Source organism: Ruegeria sp. BJ3, from assembly GCF_056535665.1.
Map to the genome: position 1 here is coordinate 62160 of NZ_JBQFIT010000002.1, position 25082 is coordinate 87241.

Annotated in this window: 23 protein-coding genes; 13 read left to right on the plus strand and 10 right to left on the minus strand. The window is 62.1% G+C overall.

The features are described from left to right. Positions 1-23 precede the first annotated feature (23 nt). Entirely contained in the window at positions 24-1283 is a 1260-nt protein-coding gene (locus ACR3EL_RS17735) for an ABC transporter substrate-binding protein (protein ID WP_093963148.1), read from the minus strand. A 142-nt stretch (positions 1284-1425) separates the two neighbouring features. Here ACR3EL_RS17735 and ACR3EL_RS17740 point away from each other — a divergent pair, with 142 nt between their 5' ends. From ACR3EL_RS17740 to ACR3EL_RS17765, 6 genes are all read left to right on the plus strand, one after another. Next, entirely contained in the window at positions 1426-2220 is a 795-nt protein-coding gene (locus tag ACR3EL_RS17740) for an IclR family transcriptional regulator (protein WP_170341851.1), read from the plus strand. Continuing rightward, positions 2217-3275 carry an ABC transporter ATP-binding protein gene (locus tag ACR3EL_RS17745; protein ID WP_170341853.1) on the plus strand — a complete coding sequence of 353 codons (1059 nt, stop codon included), beginning with the start codon at positions 2217-2219 and terminating at the stop codon, positions 3273-3275. Before ACR3EL_RS17740 ends, ACR3EL_RS17745 begins: the two co-directional genes overlap by 4 nt. 170 nt (positions 3276-3445) lie before the next feature. Beyond that, entirely contained in the window at positions 3446-4405 is a 960-nt protein-coding gene (locus ACR3EL_RS17750; protein WP_480722492.1) for a dihydrodipicolinate synthase family protein, read from the plus strand. Beyond that, positions 4396-5331, plus strand: a complete 936-nt coding sequence (locus ACR3EL_RS17755; RefSeq protein WP_480722493.1) for a 4-hydroxyproline epimerase — start codon at positions 4396-4398, stop codon at positions 5329-5331. The genes ACR3EL_RS17750 and ACR3EL_RS17755 overlap by 10 nt, the downstream gene beginning before the upstream one ends. Beyond that, on the plus strand, positions 5328-6566 hold the full coding sequence (locus tag ACR3EL_RS17760) for an NAD(P)/FAD-dependent oxidoreductase (protein WP_480722494.1): 1239 nt from the start codon (positions 5328-5330) through the stop codon (positions 6564-6566). Before ACR3EL_RS17755 ends, ACR3EL_RS17760 begins: the two co-directional genes overlap by 4 nt. A 7-nt stretch (positions 6567-6573) precedes the next feature. Continuing rightward, entirely contained in the window at positions 6574-7599 is a 1026-nt protein-coding gene (locus ACR3EL_RS17765) for a trans-3-hydroxy-L-proline dehydratase (protein ID WP_170341861.1), read from the plus strand. Here the strand turns inward: ACR3EL_RS17765 and ACR3EL_RS17770 are convergent. Then, the gene (locus ACR3EL_RS17770) at positions 7596-8612 is read right to left on the minus strand and encodes an Ldh family oxidoreductase (protein ID WP_170369395.1); all 1017 of its coding nucleotides are present in this window, start codon (positions 8610-8612) and stop codon (positions 7596-7598) included. The genes ACR3EL_RS17765 and ACR3EL_RS17770 overlap by 4 nt on opposite strands. A 132-nt stretch (positions 8613-8744) precedes the next feature. Between ACR3EL_RS17770 and ACR3EL_RS17775 the strand changes: the two genes are divergently transcribed. The 4 genes from ACR3EL_RS17775 (at position 8745) to ACR3EL_RS17790 (ending at position 11934) form a co-directional block, all read left to right on the plus strand. Continuing rightward, on the plus strand, positions 8745-9434 hold the full coding sequence (locus tag ACR3EL_RS17775) for a GntR family transcriptional regulator (RefSeq protein ID WP_170341865.1): 690 nt from the start codon (positions 8745-8747) through the stop codon (positions 9432-9434). A 93-nt stretch (positions 9435-9527) separates the two neighbouring features. Continuing rightward, positions 9528-10070 carry an RNA polymerase sigma factor gene (locus ACR3EL_RS17780; protein ID WP_254920162.1) on the plus strand — a complete coding sequence of 181 codons (543 nt, stop codon included), beginning with the start codon at positions 9528-9530 and terminating at the stop codon, positions 10068-10070. After that, complete coding sequence (locus ACR3EL_RS17785) at positions 10067-10798, plus strand: hypothetical protein (protein ID WP_170341867.1); 732 nt, start codon at positions 10067-10069, stop codon at positions 10796-10798. Before ACR3EL_RS17780 ends, ACR3EL_RS17785 begins: the two co-directional genes overlap by 4 nt. A 56-nt stretch (positions 10799-10854) precedes the next feature. Next, on the plus strand, positions 10855-11934 hold the full coding sequence (locus ACR3EL_RS17790; RefSeq protein ID WP_170341869.1) for a helix-turn-helix domain-containing protein: 1080 nt from the start codon (positions 10855-10857) through the stop codon (positions 11932-11934). Here the strand turns inward: ACR3EL_RS17790 and ACR3EL_RS17795 are convergent. After that, positions 11907-12797: a LysR substrate-binding domain-containing protein gene (locus ACR3EL_RS17795; protein WP_170341871.1), complete on the minus strand. Its 891-nt coding sequence runs from the start codon at positions 12795-12797 to the stop codon at positions 11907-11909. The genes ACR3EL_RS17790 and ACR3EL_RS17795 overlap by 28 nt on opposite strands. Positions 12798-12903: 106 nt before the next feature. On the opposite strand from ACR3EL_RS17795, the gene ACR3EL_RS17800 reads away from it, so the two are divergent. Then, positions 12904-13782 (plus strand): phytanoyl-CoA dioxygenase family protein, encoded by an 879-nt coding sequence (locus tag ACR3EL_RS17800; RefSeq protein ID WP_170341873.1) that lies wholly within the window; start codon positions 12904-12906, stop codon positions 13780-13782. Positions 13783-13829: 47 nt separating this feature from the next. Here the strand turns inward: ACR3EL_RS17800 and ACR3EL_RS17805 are convergent, their stop codons facing one another. After that, positions 13830-15134: a UDP-glucose dehydrogenase family protein gene (locus tag ACR3EL_RS17805; RefSeq protein ID WP_093963136.1), complete on the minus strand. Its 1305-nt coding sequence runs from the start codon at positions 15132-15134 to the stop codon at positions 13830-13832. 161 nt (positions 15135-15295) lie between these two features. On the opposite strand from ACR3EL_RS17805, the gene gmd reads away from it, so the two are divergent. Together gmd and fcl are read left to right on the plus strand one after the other, a co-directional pair. After that, a complete protein-coding gene (gene gmd / locus ACR3EL_RS17810; RefSeq protein ID WP_170341875.1) occupies positions 15296-16420 on the plus strand; it encodes a GDP-mannose 4,6-dehydratase in 1125 nt (374 codons plus the stop codon). Positions 16421-16430: 10 nt separating this feature from the next. After that, positions 16431-17408 (plus strand): GDP-L-fucose synthase, encoded by a 978-nt coding sequence (gene fcl, locus ACR3EL_RS17815; RefSeq protein WP_170341877.1) that lies wholly within the window; start codon positions 16431-16433, stop codon positions 17406-17408. 33 nt (positions 17409-17441) lie between these two features. Here fcl and ACR3EL_RS17820 read toward each other — a convergent pair whose 3' ends face one another. From ACR3EL_RS17820 to oppB, 6 genes are all read right to left on the minus strand, one after another. Further along, entirely contained in the window at positions 17442-18518 is a 1077-nt protein-coding gene (locus tag ACR3EL_RS17820) for a DUF2793 domain-containing protein (RefSeq protein ID WP_480722495.1), read from the minus strand. Between the two features lie 255 nt (positions 18519-18773). After that, positions 18774-20210, minus strand: coding sequence for a mannose-1-phosphate guanylyltransferase/mannose-6-phosphate isomerase (locus ACR3EL_RS17825; RefSeq protein WP_170341881.1), 1437 nt, complete (start codon positions 20208-20210; stop codon positions 18774-18776). A gap of 72 nt (positions 20211-20282) precedes the next feature. Further along, entirely contained in the window at positions 20283-21176 is an 894-nt protein-coding gene (gene galU / locus ACR3EL_RS17830; RefSeq protein WP_093963131.1) for a UTP--glucose-1-phosphate uridylyltransferase GalU, read from the minus strand. Positions 21177-21394: 218 nt separating this feature from the next. After that, positions 21395-23200, minus strand: a complete 1806-nt coding sequence (locus ACR3EL_RS17835) for an ABC transporter ATP-binding protein (protein WP_170341883.1) — start codon at positions 23198-23200, stop codon at positions 21395-21397. Position 23201: 1 nt separating this feature from the next. Next, positions 23202-24131 carry an ABC transporter permease subunit gene (locus ACR3EL_RS17840; RefSeq protein WP_170341885.1) on the minus strand — a complete coding sequence of 310 codons (930 nt, stop codon included), beginning with the start codon at positions 24129-24131 and terminating at the stop codon, positions 23202-23204. 12 nt (positions 24132-24143) lie between these two features. Next, positions 24144-25067, minus strand: coding sequence for an oligopeptide ABC transporter permease OppB (oppB, locus tag ACR3EL_RS17845; protein ID WP_093963128.1), 924 nt, complete (start codon positions 25065-25067; stop codon positions 24144-24146). Positions 25068-25082: the final 15 nt, after the last annotated feature.

The following is a 25082-nucleotide window of genomic DNA, read 5'->3' on the forward strand; positions in this document are numbered from 1 at the left end:
GGGTTGCCCCGGCCACCACCCGATCAGTTGTCGTAGATGCGTTGACGTGCGCGTTCCAGCTTGGCCAGGATGCTGTCCAGGTTGTCCGGCTTGACCATGAATTCCTGGAAGCCTTCCATCGACACTTTGGCCATTTCCGCCGGCGCGTCGCGGTCCCAGAACTGGGCGACGCCGCCAGGGCTGTTGGTCGACAGCATCTTGAAGCCTTCCTGCAGGAACTTGTCGTCATCCACCGAGGATTTGGCGTTGACGGGCAGTTGTCCGAGGTTCTTGCCGTTGTTGATTTCGGTCTGCTCGTCAGCCGAAACAACAAAACGCAGGAACTCGCGCGCGGCTTCTTTGTTCGACGCGTTCGCCGGGATGTGGAACGTGTCGGTTGGCGCATCCTCGGCCAGCTCGACATCGGGGTTGATCGCGACGAACTGGTAGAAGTCCAGCTGGTCGTCGGTCAGACCGGCCTCGCGCAGCGGCGCCACCGCGAAGTTGCCCATCAGATAAGCTGCTGCATCACCCTGAACCATGAAGGGCAGGGCCTCTTGCCAGCTGTAGGTCTGGTGGTTGTCGATGAAAGCGCCCATGTCGATCAGCTGCTTCCAGTTGGCGAAGGTCTGCTTGACCCGGTCGTCTTCCCAGCTGACTTCGCCATTGGCCAGTTGCTGGTGGAAGTCGAAGCCGTTGGTGCGCATGTTCAGGTAGTCGAACCAGCCGCCAGCCGTCCACAGGAACTTGGTGCCGATGGTATAGCAGGCGCGACCCGAGTCGACGATCTTCTGGCAGTTGGCCAGCTCTTCTTCCCAGGTGGTCGGCTCGGACAGGCCCAGCTCGTCAAAGATATCTTTGCGGTAGTAGACGCCCCACTGATAGTAGGTGTAGGGCACGCCCCACTGCTTGCCGTCGATGGTCATCGCGCCCTTGGTCGAGGCCAGGTTTTCGGCGATTTCCGGCTCGGCCCACAGGTCCGATACATCTTCGAACAGTCCGGCCTCGACATAAGGCTTCATGCGGTTGGCCGCGTACCAGGTCGCAACGTCGGGCGTATCCGCCGTCAGGAAGTTGCGGATCTGGGTCTTGTACGCCTCGCGGTCGATGACCGTGGTCTCGATTTCCAGACCCGGGTGCTGAGCCGCGAACCGCTCGATCATCGCTTCCATCGTCGCGCGCGGCGCCGGATTCGATGTGTCGAGGAAGATTCGCAGCTCGCCGGTCAGTTCTGCCGAAACGGGCGCTGCAAGTGCCACACTGGCCGCCAGAGCCGCCGCAGTGCGCTTGAACATGGAATGCATGGTTTCCTCCCTTAGCTTCCATTCAGTGGTTCCAAATAGTGAAACCAAGTTTTATATATTGAAAACTACACATCGAATCGGCTAGGCTTGTCAATACCCTCGCGGCCCGTCCGCAAGGGGAAGTGGAGGAGAAATCAGACCCGTGGCAGGTGACGGAACCATCGGCAAAGCATGTGACGTGCTGGAACAGGTCGCGGCGTTCGGCCGGCCTGTGCGGTTTGCCGAATTGCTGGAAAGCAGCAGCTTTCCCAAGGCGTCCCTGTACCGGTTTCTGCAGTCGCTGACCAATCAGGGCATGTTGTCTTACGACCCAGACCGGCAGACCTATTCGCCGGGGCTGCGGCTGGTGCGGCTGGCGCATTCGGCGTGGACGCAAAGCTCGCTCGCGCCGATCGCGCGGCCGATCCTGGATGGGCTGAGCCTGGAAACCGGCGAGACGGTGCACCTTGCGCAGCTTGATTCCAGTCAGGTTCTGTATGTGGACAAGCGCAATGCCAAAAACCCGGTCGAGATGTATTCCGAGGCCGGAAAAGTTGGCCCGGCTTATTGCACCGGTGTGGGAAAGGCGATGCTCGCCTTTCTGGATGATGACCGGCTGGACAAGGCGATCTCGCAGCAAAGCTTTCACCGCTTTACCGACAAGACGCTGACCTCGGAGGAGGTGCTGCGGGCGGATTTGGCCCGGATCCGCGAACGGGGGTTCGCCATGGATGATGAAGAGCACGAGCCCGGCATCATCTGCGTGGCCTGCCCGATCCTGACATCGGGCGGGCGGGTGCTGGGGGCGATCTCGATTACCGGATCGACCCAGCGCATGGATTTCGACCAGTTGAAGAAATGGGTCCCTCGGGTTCGGCGATCGGCCGACCAGATCGGGGCCGAAGCCGAAGCATGGCGGTTCCCCGAGGGCCGCAAGGACAGGATGCAAGCATCATGACAGGCGTTACCCTGAAGGGCGCAATCAAGCGTTATGGCCAGACCCAGGTCATTCACGGCATTGATCTGGAAATCGAGGACGGCGAGTTCTGCGTTTTCGTCGGGCCGTCGGGCTGTGGCAAATCCACCCTGTTGCGGATGATCGCCGGGCTGGAGGAAACCACCGAGGGCGAAATCCGTATCGGTCAGCGCGATGTGACCCACATGGACCCGGCCAAGCGCGGTGTCGCGATGGTGTTCCAGACCTATGCCTTGTATCCGCACATGTCCGTGGCCGAGAACATGGGCTTTGGTCTGCGCATGAACGGTGTGCCCAAGGCCGAGATCGACAAGAAGGTGGCCGAAGCGTCGGAAATCCTGAAACTGGACCCGTATCTCAAGCGCAAGCCCAAGGCTTTGTCGGGGGGTCAGCGTCAGCGGGTCGCCATCGGCCGGGCCATCGTGCGCGGCCCCGAGGTCTTTCTGTTTGACGAGCCGCTGTCGAACCTTGATGCCGAGTTGCGCGTGGAAATGCGGGTTGAGATCGCCCGTCTGCACCAGGAGATCGGCGCGACGATGATCTACGTCACCCACGACCAGGTCGAGGCGATGACCATGGCCGACAAGATCGTCGTGCTGCGCGATGGCCGGATCGAGCAGGTCGGCGCTCCGATGGATCTGTATCGCGACCCCGACAACCGGTTCGTGGCGGGGTTCATCGGCTCGCCCGCAATGAACTTTTTGGAATGCGATGTCGTCGATGGAACGGTGCGCCACCCCGCTCTGACGGACTCGATCCCCGTCACCAATGGCGTGCCGACCGATGCCAGGAAGGTGATCCTGGGGATCCGTCCGGAACATATTGCCGTGGATCGATCCGGCGACACCTGTACTGTCGATCTGACCGAGGCGCTTGGCGGCGTCTCCTACAGTTATTTGCTGACGCCCAACGGCGACAAGCTGATCGTCGAAGAGCGGGACGACCAGCGCAGCAAAACGGGAGAACGGATCGGAATCTCGGTCCGGCCTGAACGGGCCATGCTGTTCGACCCGGAAAGCGGGATGCGGTTGCGCTGAACCGCTGTTCAGTTGGAGAGTGTCAACGCGCCGGGCAATCTGCCTGGCGCGTTTTTCTTTTGTCAGACGAATCGGATGGATTTTGGATACAAAAACCGATACTGCGGGACTGAGACAGTAAATCTGACCGCCCGGCGAAGGACGCGGGCAACTTGGAAAGGATCGGCCACATGTCACCCGACGTCTTTACCGGCACCATGCCGGCGCTCATGACCCCTTGTACGCCCGACCGTCAGCCCGACTTTGACGCCTTGGTGCGAAAGGGTCGGCAGATGATCGAGGCGGGTATGTCCGCGGTCGTCTACTGCGGGTCGATGGGCGACTGGCCGCTGCTGACCGACGAACAGCGGATGGAAGGGGTCGAGCGGTTGATCGGCGCGGGCCTGCCCGTGGTGGTGGGCACCGGGGCGGTCAACACGCAATCCGCCGTGGCGCATGCAGCGCATGCGCAAAAGGTGGGTGCAGCTGGGCTGATGGTTATCCCGCGGGTCCTGTCGCGCGGCAGTTCGGTCACGGCGCAGCGCAACCATTTCAAGGCCATCCTGTCGGCGGCACCGGATATTCCGGCGGTCATCTACAACAGTCCGTATTATGGATTCGCCACACGCGCCGACCTCTTCTTTGCGCTGCGGGCCGAGCACTCCAATCTGATGGGCTTCAAGGAATTCGGTGGCAAGGACGATCTGCGCTATGCGGCTGAGAACATCACCAGCCGTGATGACCAGGTGACGCTGATGGTGGGGGTCGATACGGCGGTCTACCATGGCATCGTCAATTGCGGCGCAACCGGCGCGATCACTGGCATCGGTAATGTACTGCCCAAAGAGGTTCTGCTGCTTACTGCTTTGTCGAAAAAAGCGGCTTCTGGCAACGCCGAGGCCCGCCAGCGCGCACAGGAGTTGACAGAGGCCATCGACGTGCTGTCCAGTTTCGACGAAGGCCCCGATCTGGTTCTGTATTACAAGCACCTCCTGGTGCTGAACGGCGAGGATGAATACCGCTTGCACTTCAATGAAACCGACGCGCTGACGGATGCGCAGCGCCACTATTGCGAACAGCAGTACGGCTTGTTCCGCGCCTGGTTTGCAGACTGGTCAAGGCAAGGCGGGGTGATTGCCGCGTGCATGTGATCGACAGCCATACCGGCGGAGAGCCCACGCGCGTGATTCTGGACGGCGCGCCCGATCTGGGCAGCGGTCCTCTGTCCGAACGCGCAGGGCTTTTGGCGACCCAGCACCGCCCGTTCTGGCGCTCGGTCATGCTGGAGCCGCGCGGTCAGCCAGCGATGGTGGGGGCGCTGCTGGTGCCTTCGGTCGATCCGTCCTGCGTGACCGGGGTGATCTTCTTCGACGTGGATGCGGTGCTTGGCATGTGCGGGCATGGCACGATTGGGTTGACCGTGACGCTGGCCCATCTTGGGCGGATCGGTGTTGGCATCCACCGGATCGAAACCCCAGCGGGAGTGGTCACGGTGGAGCTGCACGATCCCAACACAGTGACAGTAACCAACATCGAAAGCCGGCGGGTGCATCAGGCCGTGACGATCGAGGTTCCGGATTTCGGGCCGGTTACAGGTGATGTGGCCTATGGCGGCAACTGGTTCTTTATTGTCGATCCCAGCCCGGTGCCGGTCGAGCCCGCGAACATCCGGCAACTGACCGATCTGGGCGTCGCCATTCGGCAGGCCTCGGTCGCGCAGGGCGTGGGCGGCGAAGCGGGCGAGCCGATCGATCATGTGATCTTTCAAGAGGCCGTGCCGGACCCTGACGTCCACAGCCGAAACTTCGTTCTGTGCCCCGACGACGCCTATGACCGCTCGCCCTGCGGCACAGGCAGTTCGGCGCGGTTGGCGTGTCTTGCGGCTGACGGGCGCTTGGCGCCGGGTGAAGAAATCGTACAGGCCAGCGTCATCGGCAGCCCCTATCGGCTATCCTATCAGCCGGGTCCGAACGGCGGGGTGATCCCCTCGATCACCGGTCAGGCTTTCGTGATGGCCGAAAGCCGCCTGATTTTTGATCCCGCCGATCCATTCCGTTCGGGTATAGAGATCACATGAAGAAAGATGTCATCATCATAGGTGCCGGCGTCGTCGGTATCAGCGCGGCACTGGAATTGCAGCGTCGCGGTTACACGGTTCAGGTACTGGACCGCGAAGGCGTGGCCGCAGGCAGTTCGGCGGGGAATGCCGGTGCGTTCGCCTTCCCCGAGGTCGAACCTCTGGCCACCCCCGGGATCATGAAGAAGGCCCCGAAATGGCTGCTCGATCCGTTGGGGCCGCTGTCGATCCCGCCCGCTTATGCCCGGCAGATCGCGCCATGGATGTGGCGGTTCTGGCGAGCCAGTCGCCCCAGCCGGTATCAAGCGCTGGTCGCCGCGCAGGCCAACCTGATGCGTCTGTGCCAGGCCGCGACCGAACGGCAGATCGCCGACACGGGTGGCGAGGCGATGATGCAGCGCGACGGGCAGATGCAGTTGTACGAAAGCGCGGCCGAGTTCCGCGCCGCCTTACCCACGTGGGAGTTGCGTCGCCAGCATGGCATCGCCTTCGATCTGCTGGAAAGCCCCGAAGCGATCGCCGAGATTCAACCCGGGCTCAGCCCGCGTTTTACCCATGCCGGGTTCACGCCGCATTGGTGGAATACCGTCGACCCCAAACGCTGGGTCGAGCACCTGGCGCAGGTGTTCCGCGACCGTGGCGGGGTGATCGAAACGCGCGCCGTGCGCGCGCTGGAGCTGTCGGACACGGGCGTCTGGGTGCGCTTCGACCAGGGTGCGGCGGATGCCAGCAAGGTGGTCGTGGCCGCCGGGGCGTGGTCGCACCACCTGACCCGCACGGTGGGCGACCGGATCCCGCTCGAGACCGAGCGGGGCTACAACACGACCCTGCCGCCGGGCGCGTTCGACCTGCGGCTGCACCTTGCCTTCTCGCGGCATGCTTTCGTGGCCACCAAGATCAACGGCGGTGTGCGCATCGGCGGCGCGGTCGAACTGGGCGGGCTTGACCTGCCACCCAATTTCAAACGCGCCGATACCTTGCTGAACAAGGCGCGCCAGTTCCTACCGGGGTTGAAGACCGAAGGCGGGACGCAGTGGATGGGGTTCCGCCCCTCGCTGCCCGACAGCATTCCGGTGATCGGACGGTCTTCGAAATCGCCGAACCTGATCTACGCCTTCGGGCACGGCCATCTGGGCCTGACCCAGTCGGCGGGGACCGCCGAACTGGTGGGCGCGCTGATCGACGGCACCGATCCGTCCATCCCGGTCGATCCCTTCGCCGCCACCCGGTTCTGAGCGGGGGATGCGCAGCAGCAAGACCATCCACGTGATCTCGGCCCATGCCGAGGGTGAAGTGGGGGATGTGATCGTCGGCGGTGTCGCCCCGCCGCCCGGCGACACGATCTGGGCGCAACGCAGCTTCATCGCCCGCGACCAGACCCTGCGCAACTTCATGCTGAACGAGCCGCGCGGCGGGGTGTTCCGCCATGTCAACCTGCTGGTGCCGCCCAAACACCCCGATGCCGACGCCGCCTTCATCATCATGGAGCCCGAGGACACACCGCCCATGTCCGGCTCGAACGCGATCTGCGTGGCGACGGTGCTGCTGGACGGGGGCATCCTGCCGATGACCGAGCCGGAGACCCACCTGACGCTCGAAGCGCCGGGCGGGCTGGTGCAGGTGCGGGCCGAATGCCGCAACGGTAAGGCCGAACGGATCTTCGTCCAGAACCTGCCCAGCTTTGCCGACCGCCTCGCCGCACCGCTCGAGGTCGAGGGGCTGGGGACCCTGACGGTGGACACCGCCTATGGCGGGGACAGTTTCGTGGTGGTCGACGCGGCGGCGCTGGGGCTGCGCATCACCGAGGACGAGGCCGCCGACATCGCCCGCCTGGGGGTGGCGATCACCGATGCCACCAACGCGCAGCTGGGCTTTGTCCATCCCGAGAACCCGGATTGGGATCACATCTCGTTCTGTGCCTTCTGCGGACCGTTGGCCGAAACCGAAACCGGCCTGACCGGCCAATCCGCGGTGGCGATCCAGCCCGGCAAGGTCGACCGCTCTCCCACCGGCACCGCCGTTTCGGCCCGCATGGCGCTGATGGCCGCGCGGGGGCAGATGCGGCCGGGCCAGAGCTTTGAGGCCGTCTCGATCATCGGTTCGCGGTTTACCGGCCGTATACTCGGCACAACCCATGTTGGCGACCGCCCCGCCATCCTGCCCGAGATCTCGGGCCGCGGATGGATCACCGGCATCCACCAGCACATGCTGGACCCCGACGACCCCTGGCCGCAAGGCTACCGCCTGCGCGACACCTGGGGGCGCTAGTCCAGAAGGGCCAGCAGGTCGTGATGCAGTTGCGCGGAAACCTCGGCATATCCCCGGGCGGTGTTGCGCGCGCGGGCGGCAAAGCGGCGCTGTGACGGCAGGCGCGCGCCCTGATCAAGGATATCGGCGAACAGGCGCTCGGCCCGCGCGTCGTTGGCCTGTCGCCGCCCGCCGCTGAACTGGTCGGGGTCGAAGGCGATGATGATGTCGCCGTGGTATGGTGCGCCGCCTGTTCCTTGGGCGAACTCCATGCTCTCGAGGCTGGTCAGGTCGTCGATCAGCGGGCCGGCCAGAAGCTCGATCATGATCGACAGGGCCGAGCCCTTGTAGCCGCCGAAGGTCAGCATCGCGCCGTCCAGCGCCGCTTGCGGGTCGGTCGTGGGGTTGCCGTCCTTGTCGATCGCCACGCCTTCGGGCAGGGGTTTGCCCGCGCGCTTGTACAGCTCGATCTCGCCGCGGGCGAAGGCGCTGGTGGCGAAATCGAAGGTGAACGGGTCCCGGCCCATGCGGGGCCAGCTGAAGGCCAGCGGGTTGGTGCCCAAGCTGCCGCGCGTGCCCCCCGCAGGGGCCACCCAGGAATGGCTGGGTACCATCGCCATGGCCGCAAGCCCCTCGACCGACAGGGCTTCGACCTCGGGCCACAGGGCGGAGAAATGAAAACAGCGGTTGATCGCCATGGCCGCGATCCCGTGGGTGCGGGTCTTCTCGATTAGATGCGGCAGGCCTTTCTGGAACGCCAGCAACGACATGCCGCCCTGCGCGTCGACACGGACGATGGCATTCTCCGAGGGGGCGACCTGGGGCTGCGCATGGCCGTCGATCTTGCCGGCCTGCATGGTCTGGGCGCACATGAACAGGCGAAACAGCCCGTGCGACTGGCAATCGTCCATTTGGCAAGTGGTCAAAAGTTCCGCGATCGCCTGAGCGTGGTCAGAGCCATAACCCACATGGGACAGAACCTTCAGGCTCAGGTCGGTCATTTCTTCGGGCGTCAGCCGTACCGTTTCGCTCATGGTCTGTCCCTCGGTTTGATCTCAGTTGCCAAATGGGTAGCGGGGAACCCTAGCCCTGTTCAACCCAATAGGCGGTTGGAAAAGCGGCACGGGGCGGATATTTGTATCCAAAATGCAAATGCGGACAGACCCTTGGCAGCAAAACGTGCAATCACCCGTCAAAGCCTTCCCGATGCAATCGCGTCCGACTTGCGTGAACGCATTCTCAGCGGTGACCTGGCGGAAGGCGAAACCATCCGTCAGGAGGCATTGGCCGAAGACTATGACGTGTCGCGCATGCCGGTGCGCGAGGCGCTGAAACAGCTTGATGCCGAAGGTCTGGTGCAGCTGACGAACAATCGCGGGGCACGGGTCACGCGCCATTCCCTGTCCGAAATCGGCGAGATCTTCGACCTGCGGTCGCTGTTGGAGACCGACCTCTTTCGCCGGGCAATTCCGCAGATGACCCAATCTGACTTCGCGCGCTGCGAACACTTGTTGGAGCAGATGGAGGCCTCGTACGACGCGAATGACGTCAGCCGGTGGGGCGCGCTGAACTATCAGTACCACTCGGCCCTCTACGCGGCCGCGAACCGAAGCCTGACCAACGAGCTGCTGCACCGCGTGAGCCTGCAGTCGGACCGGTACATCCGAATGCATCTCAGTGTGATGCAACAACGCGAACCGGCCCGCAAAGAGCATCGCGAATTGCTGCGCCTCGCCCGGGATGGGCAGGTCGAGCAGGCCTGCGCGCTTCTGTCCGCGCATATCGGACGAACCAAGGACCAACTGCTGGCGCTGGTGGCTGCCAAGCGAGCGTCCGAGGAGGCGGTCGGACGCTGAGGCCAAGCGACCGTAAAGAAAGCGTTTTCAATTCTTCTCTGTCTGTGCCAGTTCTGGCGTCGTGGGATGCGTGCCTTAACATGGATCGACCAAGTGCCCAGTGATGACCTCAACAGTTCGGAACAGGCCGTGCGTCAGGCGATTGGGGCGTATTCCAGACGCGTCTGGCGGTTTGCGCTCGCTCTGTCGGGGGCGCAGGATGTTGCCGACGACCTGACCCAGGCAACTTGCCTGCGCGCGTTGGAGCGAAGCCATCAGGTTACGCATACTGATCGGTTGGATTCGTGGTTGATGACGATCTGCCGGTCGATCTGGTTGAACGAGCTGCGGGCGCGGACCGTGCGCAAGTCCCAGGGGTTGGCCACAACGCCGGACGCCGAATTGATCGCGCCGGGTACCGACGCCGAAATGAATATTTTTGCGCGGGAAGTGTTTACACAGGTGATGCAACTGCCCGAGGCACAACGCGAAACGGTCATGCTGGTCTTTGTCGAGGGCTACAGCTATCGCGAGGCCGCCGCGTTGCTGGAGGTTCCGATTGGTACGATCATGAGCCGGCTTTCCAATGCCCGTAAGAAACTGCAAGCTGCGATGCCGCAGGATGCCGGTGCGTCCGACCGACGGAGGGACTCATGACCTTTTCCGACGATACGCTAAAGGCCTATCTGCAAGGCTCATTGGGGTCTGAGGAGAGCGATGCCATCGAGGCCGCTGTTGAGGATGATCCGGAACTGGAACAGCGCCTGATGGATCTGGATCCGATTGCGCCGGTGGTTGGCGAGGTGTTCCGTGACATTCCCGCCGCCGCGCCACAAGTTGAACTGCCGCCTAGGATTCCGGCTTCGGCGGGGCCCTGGCGCCTGTTGGGCGTCGCGGCTGCCGCGGCCGTGTTGGCCGTATCTCTGACATTTTGGCTGACCCGCCCACAACCGATGGGATGGGCAGAACAGGCGGCCTTGTATCAATCGCTTTACACGCCGGATTCGATTGCAACGCTCGAATACCCGCCGGCGGTCGTCGACGCCCAGATCTCATTGGCCGAAGAGAAACTGGGCCGCCCGTTGAACCGGGATTCGCTTGAAGGTTTGCCGGGGCTGGAACTGAAGGCCGCGCAGGTTTTGTCCTTCAAGGGCAAACCATTGGTTCAGATCGTTTTTGCCGACGCTGATGGCAATCCCTTTGCGCTGTGTGTGATCCGTCAGGGCGATGGCGCGCCGAATGCAGCGTTGAAACAGGAAGTCCTGAGCGGGCTTGCAACGGCCCGGTGGGCGAGGGACGGATACGGATACATGCTGTTGGGGAACCGGCCGGACAACGATTTGACCGTGCAGCTGGATTATCTGGCTCAGACATTCGCCGGCTGAGCCGCCTTGTGCGAAACCTCTTGTGAACCGGTGCGATTGGCCGAACAATGCATGGCATGACGACCAAGGCCACGAACCCGGACCCGGACGAGGACGATGTCCTGGACGGGCCGCGCAGTATCTATGACGTCGATCCGCCGGACGACGAAGACCTTTGGTTTCTTCCGCCCGAAGATGTAGTGGCGCCCGAGGACATGTTGCCGCCGGGTCCGCGTGCCGATCGGGGCGCTTTGTTCGACCCACGGGACTGGCGCGCCGCCCAAGCTGAAGTGGCGCAGGGATTGGCGGATCTGGCCTTGACCTTCGGGGCGCTGGACGAGCGGCTGCGCAGTGGTCCAAAGGGGTGGACCCACCGGCTGGCCCTGATGGACGTATCCGACCTGGGGTGGTGGACCGGTGACCGGATCAGTGTTGATCGGCTTGCCCTGTGGACCGGATTGCGCATCGGAGCCACCGGGGACGATGTGCAAGCATTGTTTCGGGCGGGTTGGGCGGTTCGGCGACTGACTTCGGGCGCAGGGCCGTCGGACGGCGGCTGGCAATCGGGACTGGCCGCCTTTCTGGACCGGATGGCTCAGGGGATAGACGAAGTTCCAGAAGCGGTCGCGGACTTGGCCGAAGTGATGGACAGCGCACAAGCCCTGCACCCTGTCACGCAGTCGGCCATTGCCTTTCACGCTTGGCGCGCGCTGTCGCAAGGAAATGGACAGGATACCGAAGCAGCGGTGATCGCTGCGCGGCACGCGGCCACGATGGGTCGGGGCGGGGCACTGTTCATGCCGCTGGCACTGTCGGGCCCCGGGGCGCTGCGCGGCATCGGCACGCCAGAGGAAAAACTCAACGCTTGGGTTCGGGGGGCAGGGCAGGCGGCCTTGGCCGCGCTGCTGCACCTGGATCGCGTCAGCGCGTGGGAGGCCCGGGCGCGCGAGGCCACCACGGATCTCAGCGGGCGGACGCCGCCGGTCCTGATCGATGTGCTGACCGCATGGCCCATGGTTTCCGCGCCATTGGCCGAGGAGTTGACGCAAGCCTCGCGTGCAGCCGTGCAACGCAATCTCGACAAGTTCACCGAACGTGGGTTGATCCGCGAAGTGACCGGGCAGGGCCGTTATCGGGTCTGGGCTGCCGCGCTATAGTCCAGCAACCACTCGCGGAACGCACGCGCGGGCGGCCGCAATGTGGCCCGTGATGGGTAGATCAGGTGGTAGGCATCCCGGCCCGGCACGGCCACCTCGGGCAGACACGGCACCAGGCCCGACATCCGCATGATCCGGTCAGACGCGGGCGCGCGGGCCAGGGCGATCCCGACCCCTTGCGCGGATAGCTCGGCCGCCATCACCGAGTTGTCCGCGAAGAAATACTGGGCCTGCCCGGCCGGCAGCCTGAGGGCTTCGAACACATGCGGCCAGCTGGCCCTGTGGGTCGAAACCTCGATCAGCGGAAACCGGGCCAGATCCAGTGGAGTGCGGATCTGTTCGGCAATGTCCGGTGGCGCCACGGGAAAAAGGGTCTCGGTCAACAGCATGTCACCCTCGGCCCCGAACAGCGTCGGGTTGCCGAACACGATCTGCAGGTCGGTAAAACGATTGGCGAAGTCGGTGATCCGGTTCCCGGTCGTCAGGGACAGGTTGATCTGAGGATGGGATTCTTGGAACTGGGTCAGACCGGCCGCAAGCACCCCTTGCGCGAACAACAACACGGATTGGACATACAGCCGTTGGTCCCGGGTCTGGCCGAACAGGCCAGTAGTGGCCGATTCCAGCATCACCAGCGATTGCTGCACGACCGGCAGATAGGCCCGCCCGGCCTCGGTCAAAGTGACGGCATGGGCATGTCGATGAAACAGCGGTGTCCCCAGACGAGTTTCCAGCGCCTTGACCTGCTGGCTTACAGCGGCGGCCGACATGTTCAACTGGGCGGCAGCACGGGCAAAGCTCTCGGTTCGGGCCGCGGCCTCGAAAACGCGCAGCCAGTTGAGAGAGGGGATGCGGGTCGACATGGCAACCAGGCTAAGCTGAACTTATCCTGACAGGCAAGGCTTTGCGTTCTCGTCGCAAGACCGGTTCGGCTAGGCTGTGCGTGAACCGATCCGAAAAGGTGCACCCATGCCCGACATCCAAGACCTGGCCCGGCACAAACTGACCCCATCGCAAGCAGCGCAATACTGGGAAGACGGCTTCCTGTTTCCGCTGGATATTCTGTCTGCTGACGAGGCCGCGCAGGTGCGCTCGGAACTCGAACAGATTGAACGCGACTGGATGGCCGCCGATCTGCCATTGCCGCTGAATACCTACAAGCGCGTGGATTCACACCTCGTCATGCCGCTGGCGGCGCGACTGGCTATGGATCCGCGTATACTGGATGCCGTCGAAGGCGTCTTGGGTCCGGACATCATGATCTGGTCGGCCGAGTTTTTCATCAAAGAGCCGCGCACCGTCCAGACGGTTGGCATGCATCAGGACCTGACCTATTGGGGGATGGGCGAGACCCCGGATCAGGTTACGGCCTGGCTGGCCCTGTCGCCGGCAACCGTGGAAAGCGGCTGCATGGATTTTGTCCGGGGCAGCCACAAGAACCCAATACTTCCGCACAATGACACCTATTCCGAAACCAACCTGTTGTCGCGCGGGCAAGAGATTGCGGTCGAAGTGGCCGAGGAAGACAAAACCCATATCGAACTGGCGCCCGGACAGATGTCACTTCACCACGGGCTGACCATTCATGGCTCGGGTCCGAACCGGTCGGACGATCGACGTATCGGGATGGCCATCCGCTATATCAGCCCGAATGCGAAGCAGTTGGTGGCGGACCGCGACTACGCGATGGTCGCGCGCGGAGAGGACCGGCAGGGAAACTTCATCCATGTCGATCCGCCCGTCACCCTGTTTTCTGACGAGTCGCTTGCCCTGTACGAACAGGTGCGGCGCGATCTGGGCAAGGCGCTGGCAGCTGGGGCCAAGGCCACCGTTCCGCTCTATGATTGATCCGGGTTCGAAACCCAAAAGCCAGGAGAGGCCAGGGGATTGGACGCTTAGCGTCCAACCCCGACGTAGGTTTCGAAACCGGATTTCTTGACCTTGTCGCGTGAATAGATGTTGCGCAGGTCGACCATGCGTGGAGATTTCATCTCAGCGGCCATCTGCATCAGGTTCAGCGCGCGGAACTCGTTCCATTCGGTCAACAGCACCACAGCGTCGGCGTCCTTGGCTGCGGCATACGGGTCTTCGACCCACTCTACACCCGGCAGCAGAGCCTCACCCTCGGACCGGCCCTGTGGGTCGACCACGCGAACTTTGGCGCCGCCACCGATCAGGGCGGGCACGATGGTCAGTGATGGAGCATCGCGCATGTCGTCGGTGTTGGGTTTGAACGTCACCCCGAGAACCGCCACAGTCTTGCCGTTGAAACTGTCGTCGCAGGCTTCGCGGATCTTTGCGATCATGCGTTTTTTGACCTCGTCATTCACGCGCATGACGGTTTCGGTGATTTGCATGGGGAAGGCATGTTCCTGTCCGATCCGCGCAAGCGCCGCGGTGTCCTTGGGAAAGCATGATCCGCCGTAGCCGGGGCCGGCATGCAGGAACTTGTTTCCAATACGCCCATCCAGGCCGATGCCGCGCGCCACTTCCTTGACGTCGCCACCGACCCGCTCGCACAGGCCTGCGATTTCGTTGATGAATGTGATCTTAGTGGCGAGAAAGGCGTTTGCCGCGTATTTGATCATTTCGGCGCTTTCCAGATCCGTCGTCAGGATCGGAAAATCACGCAGGTAAAGTGGGCGGTAGATTTCGGCCATCACCTCGGCGGCGCGGTCGTTCTCGACCCCTACAACGACGCGGTCCGGACGCATGAAATCGTCGATCGCAGCGCCTTCGCGCAGGAATTCCGGGTTCGAGGCGACATCAAAGTCTGCCTTGGGGTTGGCTGCTGCGACAACTTCCTGAACCTTACGGTTGGTCCCGACCGGAACCGTAGATTTGGTCACCACCACGGTGTAGCCATCCATCGCATGGGCGATTTCCTCGGCCGCTGCCATCACATAGGTCAGATCCGCATGGCCGTCGCCGCGGCGGGTTGGTGTCCCGACGGCGATAAAGACGGCATCCGCGCCCTTCACCGCATTCGCCAGATCGGTGGTAAAGCTCAGCCGGCCGGCGGCCACGTTCTTGGCCATCAGAACATCCAGCCCCGGTTCGTAGATCGGAACCTTTCCGGCCTGCAGCATCTGGATCTTAGCTTCGGCCTTGTCGACGCAAATGACGTCATGGCCGAAATCCGAGAAGCACACACCCGACACCAGACCCACATATCCGGTGCCGATCATCGCAATACGCATTATTCAAATTCCCTTGTTACCAATGCCACCTCGGGCGGCCACACATTCGGAGAAACTTCCGCCGGTTTCAATGCCTGACAGTGGCCTCGGGTTGCATTCCATGACATCTTGCTGTTTTTGGGGCGACAAATGGGCGTCCATGAAACTGGTGGAACAAACTGATGACCAAAAAAGCGCTGATCACCGGAATTACCGGACAGGACGGGTCTTACCTGGCCGAATTTCTGTTGGCAAAGGGCTATGAGGTTCACGGGATCAAGCGTCGGGCATCCTCGTTCAATACCCAGCGGATCGACCACATCTATCAGGACCCCCACGAGCCTGATCCGAAGCTGCGGCTGCACTACGGCGATTTGAGCGATACCTCGAACCTGACCCGCATCATCCAAGAGGTTCAGCCCGACGAAGTCTACAACCTGGGCGCCCAATCTCACGTGGCCGTCAGTTTCGAGTCTCCGGAATACACCGCGGATGTCGATGCCATCGGCACCCTGCGTCTGCTTGAGGCGATCCGGTTCCTGGGACTTGAGAACAAGACCCGGTTCTATCAGGCGTCAACTTCGGAACTTTATGGGCTGGTCCAGGAAACTCCGCAGCGCGAAACGACCCCGTTCTATCCCCGCTCGCCCTACGCGGTGGCCAAGCTGTATTCGTATTGGATCACGGTCAATTACCGTGAGGCGTACGGGATGTATGCCTGCAACGGAATCCTGTTCAATCACGAAAGCCCGCGCCGCGGCGAAACCTTTGTCACCCGTAAGATCACGCGTGGTCTGGCCAACATCGCCCAGGGCTTGGAGAAGTGTCTTTACATGGGAAATATCGACAGCCTGCGCGATTGGGGCCATGCCAAGGATTACGTGCGGATGCAGTGGATGATGCTGCAGCAGGACAAGCCCGAGGATTTCGTTATTGCCACCGGCAAGCAGTATTCCGTGCGCCAGTTCATCGAATGGTCGGCGGCCGAGCTTGGGCTCACCTTGGAGTTTTCGGGCAGCGGTGTCGACGAGGTCGCAACGGTGACGGCGATTGAAGGCGACAACGCCCCAGCGCTGAAACCCGGCGACGTGATCATGCGGATCGACCCGCAGTATTTCCGACCCGCCGAGGTGGACACTCTGCTGGGTGACCCGTCGAACGCCAAGGCCAAATTGGGATGGGAGCCGGAGCTGACCGTGCAGGAAATGTGCGCAGAGATGGTGCGGGAAGACCTCAAAACCGCCAAGCGCCACGCCTTGTTGAAAGAGCATGGGTTCGAATTGCCGGTCAGCCTGGAAAACGGCTGAGGAGGCAGAAATGCGCAAGATCTACATCGCCGGACATCGTGGCATGGTGGGTGGAGCAATCCTGCGTCAGCTCAAGGCGCGCCAGGCTGATGGTGAGGCGCTTGAACTGGTGACCCGAACCCATTCCGAATTGGATCTGACCGATCAGGCGGCCGTCCGCGCCTTCATGCAGGCCGAGCGACCAGACGTCGTGATCCTGGCCGCTGCCAAGGTGGGGGGGATTCACGCCAACAACACGTATCCTGCAGATTTCATTTACGAAAATCTGATGATCGAGTGCAACGTGATCCATCAGGCTTTTGCGGCCGGCGTACGGCGTCTTTTGCAGCTGGGCAGTTCCTGCATCTACCCGCGTGAAGCAGCGCAGCCGATGCGCGAAGACGCGTTGCTGACGGGTGTTTTGGAGCCGACGAACGAACCCTATGCGGTCGCCAAGATCGCCGGAATCAAGCTGTGCGAAAGCTACAACCGCCAGCACGGGGTCGACTACCGGTCGGTCATGCCGACCAACCTGTATGGGCCGGGCGACAATTTCCACCCTGAGAACAGCCATGTTCTGCCAGCACTGATCCGCCGCTTCCACGAAGCCAAACGCGACGGGTTGGGCGAAGTGGTGATCTGGGGAACTGGGAAGCCGCGGCGTGAATTCCTGCATGTCGATGACATGGCCGAGGCATCGCTGTTCGTAATGGATTTGCCGCAGGACGTGTATCAGGCCAATACGCAACCCATGCTGAGCCACATAAACGTGGGCTGCGGGCAGGACGTTTCGATTGCCGAACTGGCCGCACTGATCGCCAGAATTACCGGGTATTCCGGCCAGATCACGCAGGACACCACCAAGCCTGATGGTACGATGCGCAAGCTGATGGACGTTTCTCGGTTGGCCGAGATGGGCTGGAAAGCACGCATAGGTCTCGAAGATGGTATCCGCGAGACCTATGCTTGGTTCCTTGATCAATCGGCCGGCGACCTGCGGGCCAAATAGGCACCCGGCCCAAAGACCGGGTGCGTTCGGTGATCAGAACCAGCGGCCGATGGCTGCGACTGTCGGGCTTATCGCTGCCGGATCGGACACCGCCGCCAGAACTTGCCACGCTACCTGCGTTTCGGTCGGCAAATCGAAGCTGATGAACCGTCCCAGTGCATTACCGCTGCCGCTCAGGGTCGGAGTGCTGCCCGCAGCAAAAGGCGCGGGGAAAGCCCAAGTATTCTGAGGGCTTGCAAACAGTGGCCCCATGCCGGCGGTACAAGTCACCGCGCTCGCCGCGAGAGTGCAGATCTGAGTTCCGTCCGCGAAACGAACGAATTCGCCGTTCGCATTTGCGCCGCGCTCGATCACTGCGCCGGTAGGGGTCCCGCCAGACTGCGTCACCTGACCCAAGAGGTTGCCCGGGCCATATCCGTAGTCGGCTCGCATCAGCCGTCCGGGTGTTACATCTTCAGGGTTGGCTTGAATGGCCGCGCCACTGATCGTTCCCGATGTGGCATCTACGCGCACCGCCTCGGTCCAAGAGCCGCCGTCAGGTGAAACCTTGATCGAAAAATCGGTATTGCCCGCAAGGCCCATCTCGGCGTGACCGGTCCAGTTGGACTGAAACAGGAGTGAGGCGGTGTCAGTCGCGCTCGCCTTGTTGATCTTCAACTGATGGTCGCTTCCGTCATGGCTCAGCAATGTGGCTGGGCCCCGTACCGAAAGGCGGTTGGTCGAATCGTATCCGGTAGCGACCCCGACCCCGGCAAGGTTCGCTGTATTGACCGGAGGATCGATCCATCCCCCGTTTTCCCAGACCTTGAGCGCGGCGCTGGCTTGGTCCCAAACGCGCCATCCGTTTGCCGGAGTGACAAAGGCCCAAGCATTGTCCAACCATGCTGCGAGCTGCCCAGCGTTGCCCGCCCAGGCGCCTGTCGGGCTGGCCCCCAAGCCGTAGATGGCACCTTGATCTGGTGCCGCAGGCGGAATGGTTTCTTCCAGAGCCACAACACTCAGCTGCACGATCAGGTCCAGCTGCCGCAGCGCCTCGTTGTGGGTGACGTGTTTTTGCGCCTGTGAGGGTTGCAGAAACGGCAGATTCAAACGGGGGGTGTTTTGGGACACGGGCGGGAACCTCCTTGGGCCATCGATTTACGGAATTCGCTGCGCGCCACCCTGCCGCGGATGGGATGAATCCCCGCTTTCACGTGCGAACGGCACAAAAAGGATTTGGTTACTTATGGATTTCCAAAAAGGAAACAAAGCCGCCCTTTTGGGGCGGCTGTGTATGGTTTTACGATGGAGGTTGGCCAGCTGATTCTGTCCTGTTCGCCCAAAGCGTGAACAATTAGCGGCCAGAGCCGCGGTGTTCAGCCAGGATCAGCTGCGCGCATAAACATCCTCGTATCGGATAATATCGTCCTCTCCCAGGTAGGCGCCGGTCTGGACCTCGATCAGGACCATAGGCACCTTGCCGGGGTTTTCCATGCGGTGAACCGCGCCAAGGGGGATGTAGACAGACTGGTTTTCGCTGACCAGACGAACCTCGTCATCGACCGTGACCTTGGCGGTACCTTCCACGACGATCCAATGCTCGGACCTGTGGTGGTGGGATTGCAGGCTCAGGGCTGCGCCGGGGTTTACGTGGATCCGTTTGACCTGGAATCGTTCGCCCACGACCAGGCTCTCGAACCAGCCCCAGGGGCGATGGTCGACCGGCAGAGCTTCGGCTTGCGGTGCCCCTTTGGCCTTCAGGGCAGCCACGGCCTGTTTGACGTCCTGTGCCTTGTCCATGCTGGCCACCAGAACGGCATCCGGCATGGCCACAGCGATCATGTTCTCGAGCCCCATGGCCACGACTTCTTGGGAGGCTGACTCGGACCGGATCAACACGTTGTTGCAGTCGATCGTCGTCACCTCACCGGTGGTCGCAACGCCGTTTTCGTCGGGGCTGCTCAGCTCCTGGACGGCCGACCAGCTGCCGACATCCGACCAGCCGGCGGCATAGGGAACAACACTCAGGTTTTTGGCCCGTTCCATGACCGCGTAGTCGATCGAAATGTCTTCGACTTTCTCCCAGGCCAATGCGTCCAGTCGCAGAAAGCCAAGATCGGCCTTCGCGTCCTCGACTGCAGTCTGTACCGGCGGCAACAGGTTGGGTGCATGGTCCTGGAACGCAGCGATGATGTCGCGCACCGCAAACAGGAAAATGCCGGAATTCCACAGGTAACTGCCATCGGAAATCATGGCTTTAGCTCGATCCAGATCGGGCTTTTCAACGAAATGGTCCAATGCGACCGCAGCACCTGTCGCGTCGGGCGCAGCGCTTAGCTTCAGATATCCATATCCGGTTTCCGGCCGGTCCGGAGTGATCCCGAACGTCACCAGATTGCGGTCCCTCTCGATGGCGGTCACACCTTGCGAAACCGCCGCGTGGAACGCGGATTTTTCGGGAACGACGTGATCGGAAGGTGCCACCAGCATTAAAGCATCCGGGTCTACCTTCGACAGGTAAAGCGCGGCCGCTAAAACCGCCGGAGCCGTGTTGCGGCCCTCAGGTTCAATGAGGATCGGACCGGGGTCGACACCAATGGCGGTAAGCTGCTCGGTGACGATGAAGCGGAACGATTCATTGGTGAGTATCAGGGGCTTGGCGTACGGTGCGTCCTTGGGCCCTCGCATCCTGTCCGCACAGTTCTGCAACAGGCTGCTGCTTCCGACCAGAGGCACGAACTGCTTGGGATAGCTTTTTCGGGACAGCGGCCACAGGCGGGTTCCGGAGCCGCCGCACAGAATGACGGGATAGATGGTGGTCATGACGAATGGGCTTTTCGGCTGGTTTTCTGACGTTGTATCGCAGTCATCACAGGGTGGGTGAAGGACCGCCGCTTATTGGGCGGCCCGACCTGTGGCAACAATATCATTCAGATAGGCGCTCAGATCGTCGCGCAGGTCATTCCGGGCCAAGGCAAAAGCCACGGTGGCCTGCAGGAAGCCCGCCTTGGATCCGCAGTCGAACCGTTGACCATCGAAGCGGTATCCGAAAACCGGGACACCGTTGCCGATGTCTTCGGCGATGGCATCGGTCAGCTGGATCTCCCCGCCGCTGCCTTTCTTCATCTGATTGAGGTTGTACAGCACCGATGGCCCCAAAATGTATCGACCGATGACCGCCATGTTCGACGGAGCCTCGTCGGCCTTGGGCTTTTCGACCATGCCGCGGGCGCGGATCACCTTGCCGGAACTGTCGGCGGCGTCCAGTATCCCGTACGAGCTGGTTTTTTCGGGTGCGACCTCCATCGCGGCGACCATGTTGCCGCCGGTTTCCTCGTAAGCCTCGACCATCTGCTGCAGGCAGGGTTTGTCGGCTGCAATAACGTCGTCCGGCAGCATGACCGCGAAGGGTTCATCGCCGATCAGGCGGCGGGCGCACCATACGGCGTGTCCCAAGCCCAAAGCCTTGTGTTGGCGGATATAGGCGATAGCACCGCTTTCCATGTTGGTGTTCTCGAGAACCTCCAACAAATCATCCTTGCCTTTGGCCTTCAGTTCCTGCTCCAGCACGAGATTGTGGTCGAAATAGTCTTCGAGCGCCGATTTCCCGCGTGATGTGACGAATATGAACTCTGTAATACCCGCAGCGCGTGCTTCGTCGATGGCATATTGAACGAGGGGCCGGTCGACCAGCGTCATGATTTCCTTCGGAACGGATTTCGTTGCCGGAAGAAACCGGGTGCCCAATCCTGCGACAGGGAAAATCGCCTTGGTGACCTTGCGTGACATGTGACCTCTCAAATTCAAAAACTTAGCCGGCGGACGTGGTGCATCCGGGGCTTCCTCTTAGGCTGCGAAACCGGATCAATCAATGATGCCCGAAGAAACAGGCCGAAAACGACCGAAGGGTGCCATCTGGTCATGGCAAAGTCAAAATACCCATTTCCAATATCTCTGCCCTAACGGGCAAGCACCCCGAAGCCGGTTGCCCGGCTTCGGGGACTGGATCAAGCGCTCGCCATGATCGCTTCCAGCGGATCGTGTTCAGCCACGAAATGCCCGGGCGAAATCTCGCTGAGCGCGGGAACATAGTCGGTCTGACCCGCCGCCAGACGGCTGGGCAGGAACCGCAGCGCTGCCTTGGGATCCATCGGCGAGGGCAACTCGCCCGGCAATTTCAGCCGCTGGCGGCTGCGCTCGACATCCGGGTCCGGGATCGGAACCGCCGAGATCAGCGATTGCGTATAAGGATGAACCGGGTTCGCGCAGATCACCTCGCCATCGCCCAGTTCGACGATCCGACCTAGATATAGAACCATGATCCGGTTCGACACCGCGCGCACCACCGACAGGTCGTGGCTGATGAAGATCATCGACAGGCCGAACTCCTGCTGCAGTTCCTTCAGCAGCTGCACGATCTGCGCCTGGATCGACACGTCCAGCGCCGAGACCGCCTCGTCGCAGATGATCAGCTTGGGCTTGTTGATCATCGCCCGTGCGATGCCCACCCGCTGGTTCTGCCCGCCCGACAGCTCGTGCGGGTAGCGGTTGATCATGTTGGCGTTCAGGCCGACCCGTTCCATCATCTCGGCGACCATCTGCTTGCGTTCGCGCTCGGTCAGGTCGGGGCGATAGGTCTTCAGCGGTTCTGCGATCGAGGCGGAGATCGTCATCCGCGGGTCCAGGCTGGCCAGCGGGTCCTGGAACACGATCTGCAGATCCTTGCGGTACTTGTTCAGCTCGGCCCGTTTCAGCCCGACGATCGGATGGCCCAGCCAGCTGACATTTCCGGCGCTCGGCTCGATCAGCTGCAGCACGGCACGGGCGAGGGTGGACTTGCCGCAGCCCGATTCACCGACCACGCCCAGGGTTTCACCCTTGCGGATGTCAAAGCTGACGCCGTTCACCGCCTTCAACGGCACCTTGCGGCCGAAGATGCCGCCCGGAACGTGGATCGGGAAATGCACCTTGACGTCATCGACCTTCAGCAGCGGCGCCTCGTCGGTCTCTACCGCCTTGGGCGCGTCCCCCGCGTCGATGCGGGGCATGGCCTCGATTAGGGTGCGGGTATAGTCGTGCTTGGGCGCGTGAAAGATCTCTCGCGTGTCACCGGCCTCGACGAACTCACCCAATCGCATGACCTGCACCCGGTCACACATGCGGGCCACGACGCCCATGTCATGCGTGATCAGGGCGATGGCCGTGCCTTCGTCCTTTTGCAGACGTACCATCAGGTCCAGAATGTCGGCCTGAACGGTCACGTCCAGCGCGGTGGTCGGTTCGTCGGCGATCAGCAGCTTGGGATTGCACAGCATCGACATGGCGATCATCACCCGCTGGCGCATCCCGCCCGACAGCTCGTGCGGGAACTGGTCGAGACGGCGCGCGGCCTCGGGGATGCGCACGCGGTCCAGCCATTCCAGGCACCGTTGCCGCGCGGCCGAACCCTGCAGGCCTTCGTGCACCTGCAAGACTTCACGCATCTGCTGGCCGACCCGCAAATGCGGGGTCAGGGCGGTCAGCGGGTCCTGAAAAATCATGCCCACGTCATCTCCGCGGATCTGGTTCAGCTTGTTCACGGGCAGGTTCAGAATTTCCTGCCCGTTCAGCAGCACCGACCCGGTGGCCCGGCCCGCCGGCGGCAGCAGGCCCATCGCGGCCATGAAGGTCTGGCTTTTGCCCGACCCGCTTTCGCCGACGATGCCCAGGCATTCGCCCGGCGCGATGTCAAAGCTGATGTTCTTGACGGCCTCGACCACCCCGTCGGGCGTGTCGAACTGAACGCTCAGGTTCTTTACGGAAAGCAGGCTCATGTCAGCGGTCCTTCGGATCCAATGCGTCACGCAGGCCATCGCCGATGAAGAACATCGTGATGATGATGGTGACGTAAAATGCCAGGGGGTACATCAGTTGCCACAACGTGCCGTAACCCATGGTTCCGGCGCCCTCGGCGATCAGACGACCCAACGAGGTATAGGGCTCGGAAATCCCCAGCCCCAGGAACGAGATGAAGCTCTCCGTCAGGATCATCTCGGGCACCAGCAGCGAAGCATAGACGATCACAACGCCCAGCAGGTTGGGCAGGATGTGGCGGTACATGATGGTGAACTCGCTGACACCGGCGGCACGGGCGGCCTCGATGAACTCGCGGTTCTTCAGGGTCAGGGTCTGGCCGCGCACGATCCGCGCCATTGTCAGCCAGCCCACCGCACCCAGCGCGATGAACAGCATGAAGAACGACCGCCCCGCCACGACCAGCAGCAGGATGATGACCAGCGTGGCCGGAATGGCCAGCAGGATGTCGACGAAGCGCATCATCACGCCATCGACGCGCCCGCCGATGTAGCCGGCGGCGATGCCGTAGCAGGTGCCGACGATCAGCGCGGTGGCCGCCCCGATCAGGCCCACCAGCAACGAGGTGGTGGTGGCCTGGATGACCCGGCTGTACAGGTCGCGCCCCAGATCGTCGACGCCGAAATAGTGCCCTGTCTCGATGGATGGCATGCCCATGCCGGCCACGTCGCCCATGACGTTCCAGTCGATTTCCTCGTTGTTCCAGACGGCGAAGTAAGGCCCGATGATCGTGAACAGCACGATCAAGCCCAGGATGAACACGCTGGCCATGGCGGCCTTGTTGCGGACAAAACGCATCCGCGCGTCCTGCCACAGCGACCGGCCCTGAATGACCGTGTAATCGGTGATGTCTTCGGCCAGATGGGCGGCTTTCTGAGATTTTCCAAGCATTTGCCAGACCCCTCAGTAACGGATTTTCGGATCGAACCAGGCATAGGCCAGGTCGGTCAGCAGGTTCACCAGAACGGTCAGAACGCCATAGAGGATCGTGACCCCCAGCAACACCGCATAGTCGCGTGACAGGGCCGAACCCACATAGGCCTGCCCCAGCCCGCCGGTCGAGAAATAGATGTCAACGAAGACCGAACCGGTCAGCACATAGACGAAGACCGGGCCCAGATAGGACACTACCGGCAGCAGCGTGGGTTTCAGCGCGTGACGCCAGATCACGGTGCGGGTCGGCAGGCCCTTGGCCCGCGCGGTGCGGATGAAGTTCGAATTCAGAACCTCGAGCATCGACGACCGGGTGATCCGCGCGATCGAGCCCATGTACGATGTCGCAAGCGCGATGACGGGCATGATCAGGTATTGCCACTGACCCCCGTTCCAGCCGCCGCCCGGCAGCCAGCCCAGCCACAGGGTGAAGGTCAAAATCAGGATCGGGCCCATGATGAAGTTCGGCAGCGCCTGGGCGGCGATGCCCAGACCCACGGCGAAATAGTCGATCCAGCTGTTGTGGCGGATCGCAGCGGCGATGCCCAAGCTGACACCCACCAGCGTGGCCACGAGGAAGGACAGCATTCCGTAGGTCAGCGAAATCGGAAAGCCCTGCGCGATGATGTCGTTCACGTCGCGGTCCTTGAACTTGAAGGATGGGCCGAAATCGAAATGCACGACGATGTTGTACAGGTAATCCCACAGCTGTTTCCACAGCGGCTGATCCAGCCCGTAGCGCGCCTCGATATTGGCCAGAACCTGCGGCGGCAACGGCCGCTCCGAGGTGAAGGGCCCGCCGGGCGCGAAGTGCATCAGAAAGAAACTGGCGACGATCAGCAACAGGATCGTCGGAACGGCGATCAGCAGTCGCCGGATGACATAGGCAAGCATTTCATGCCCCCAATT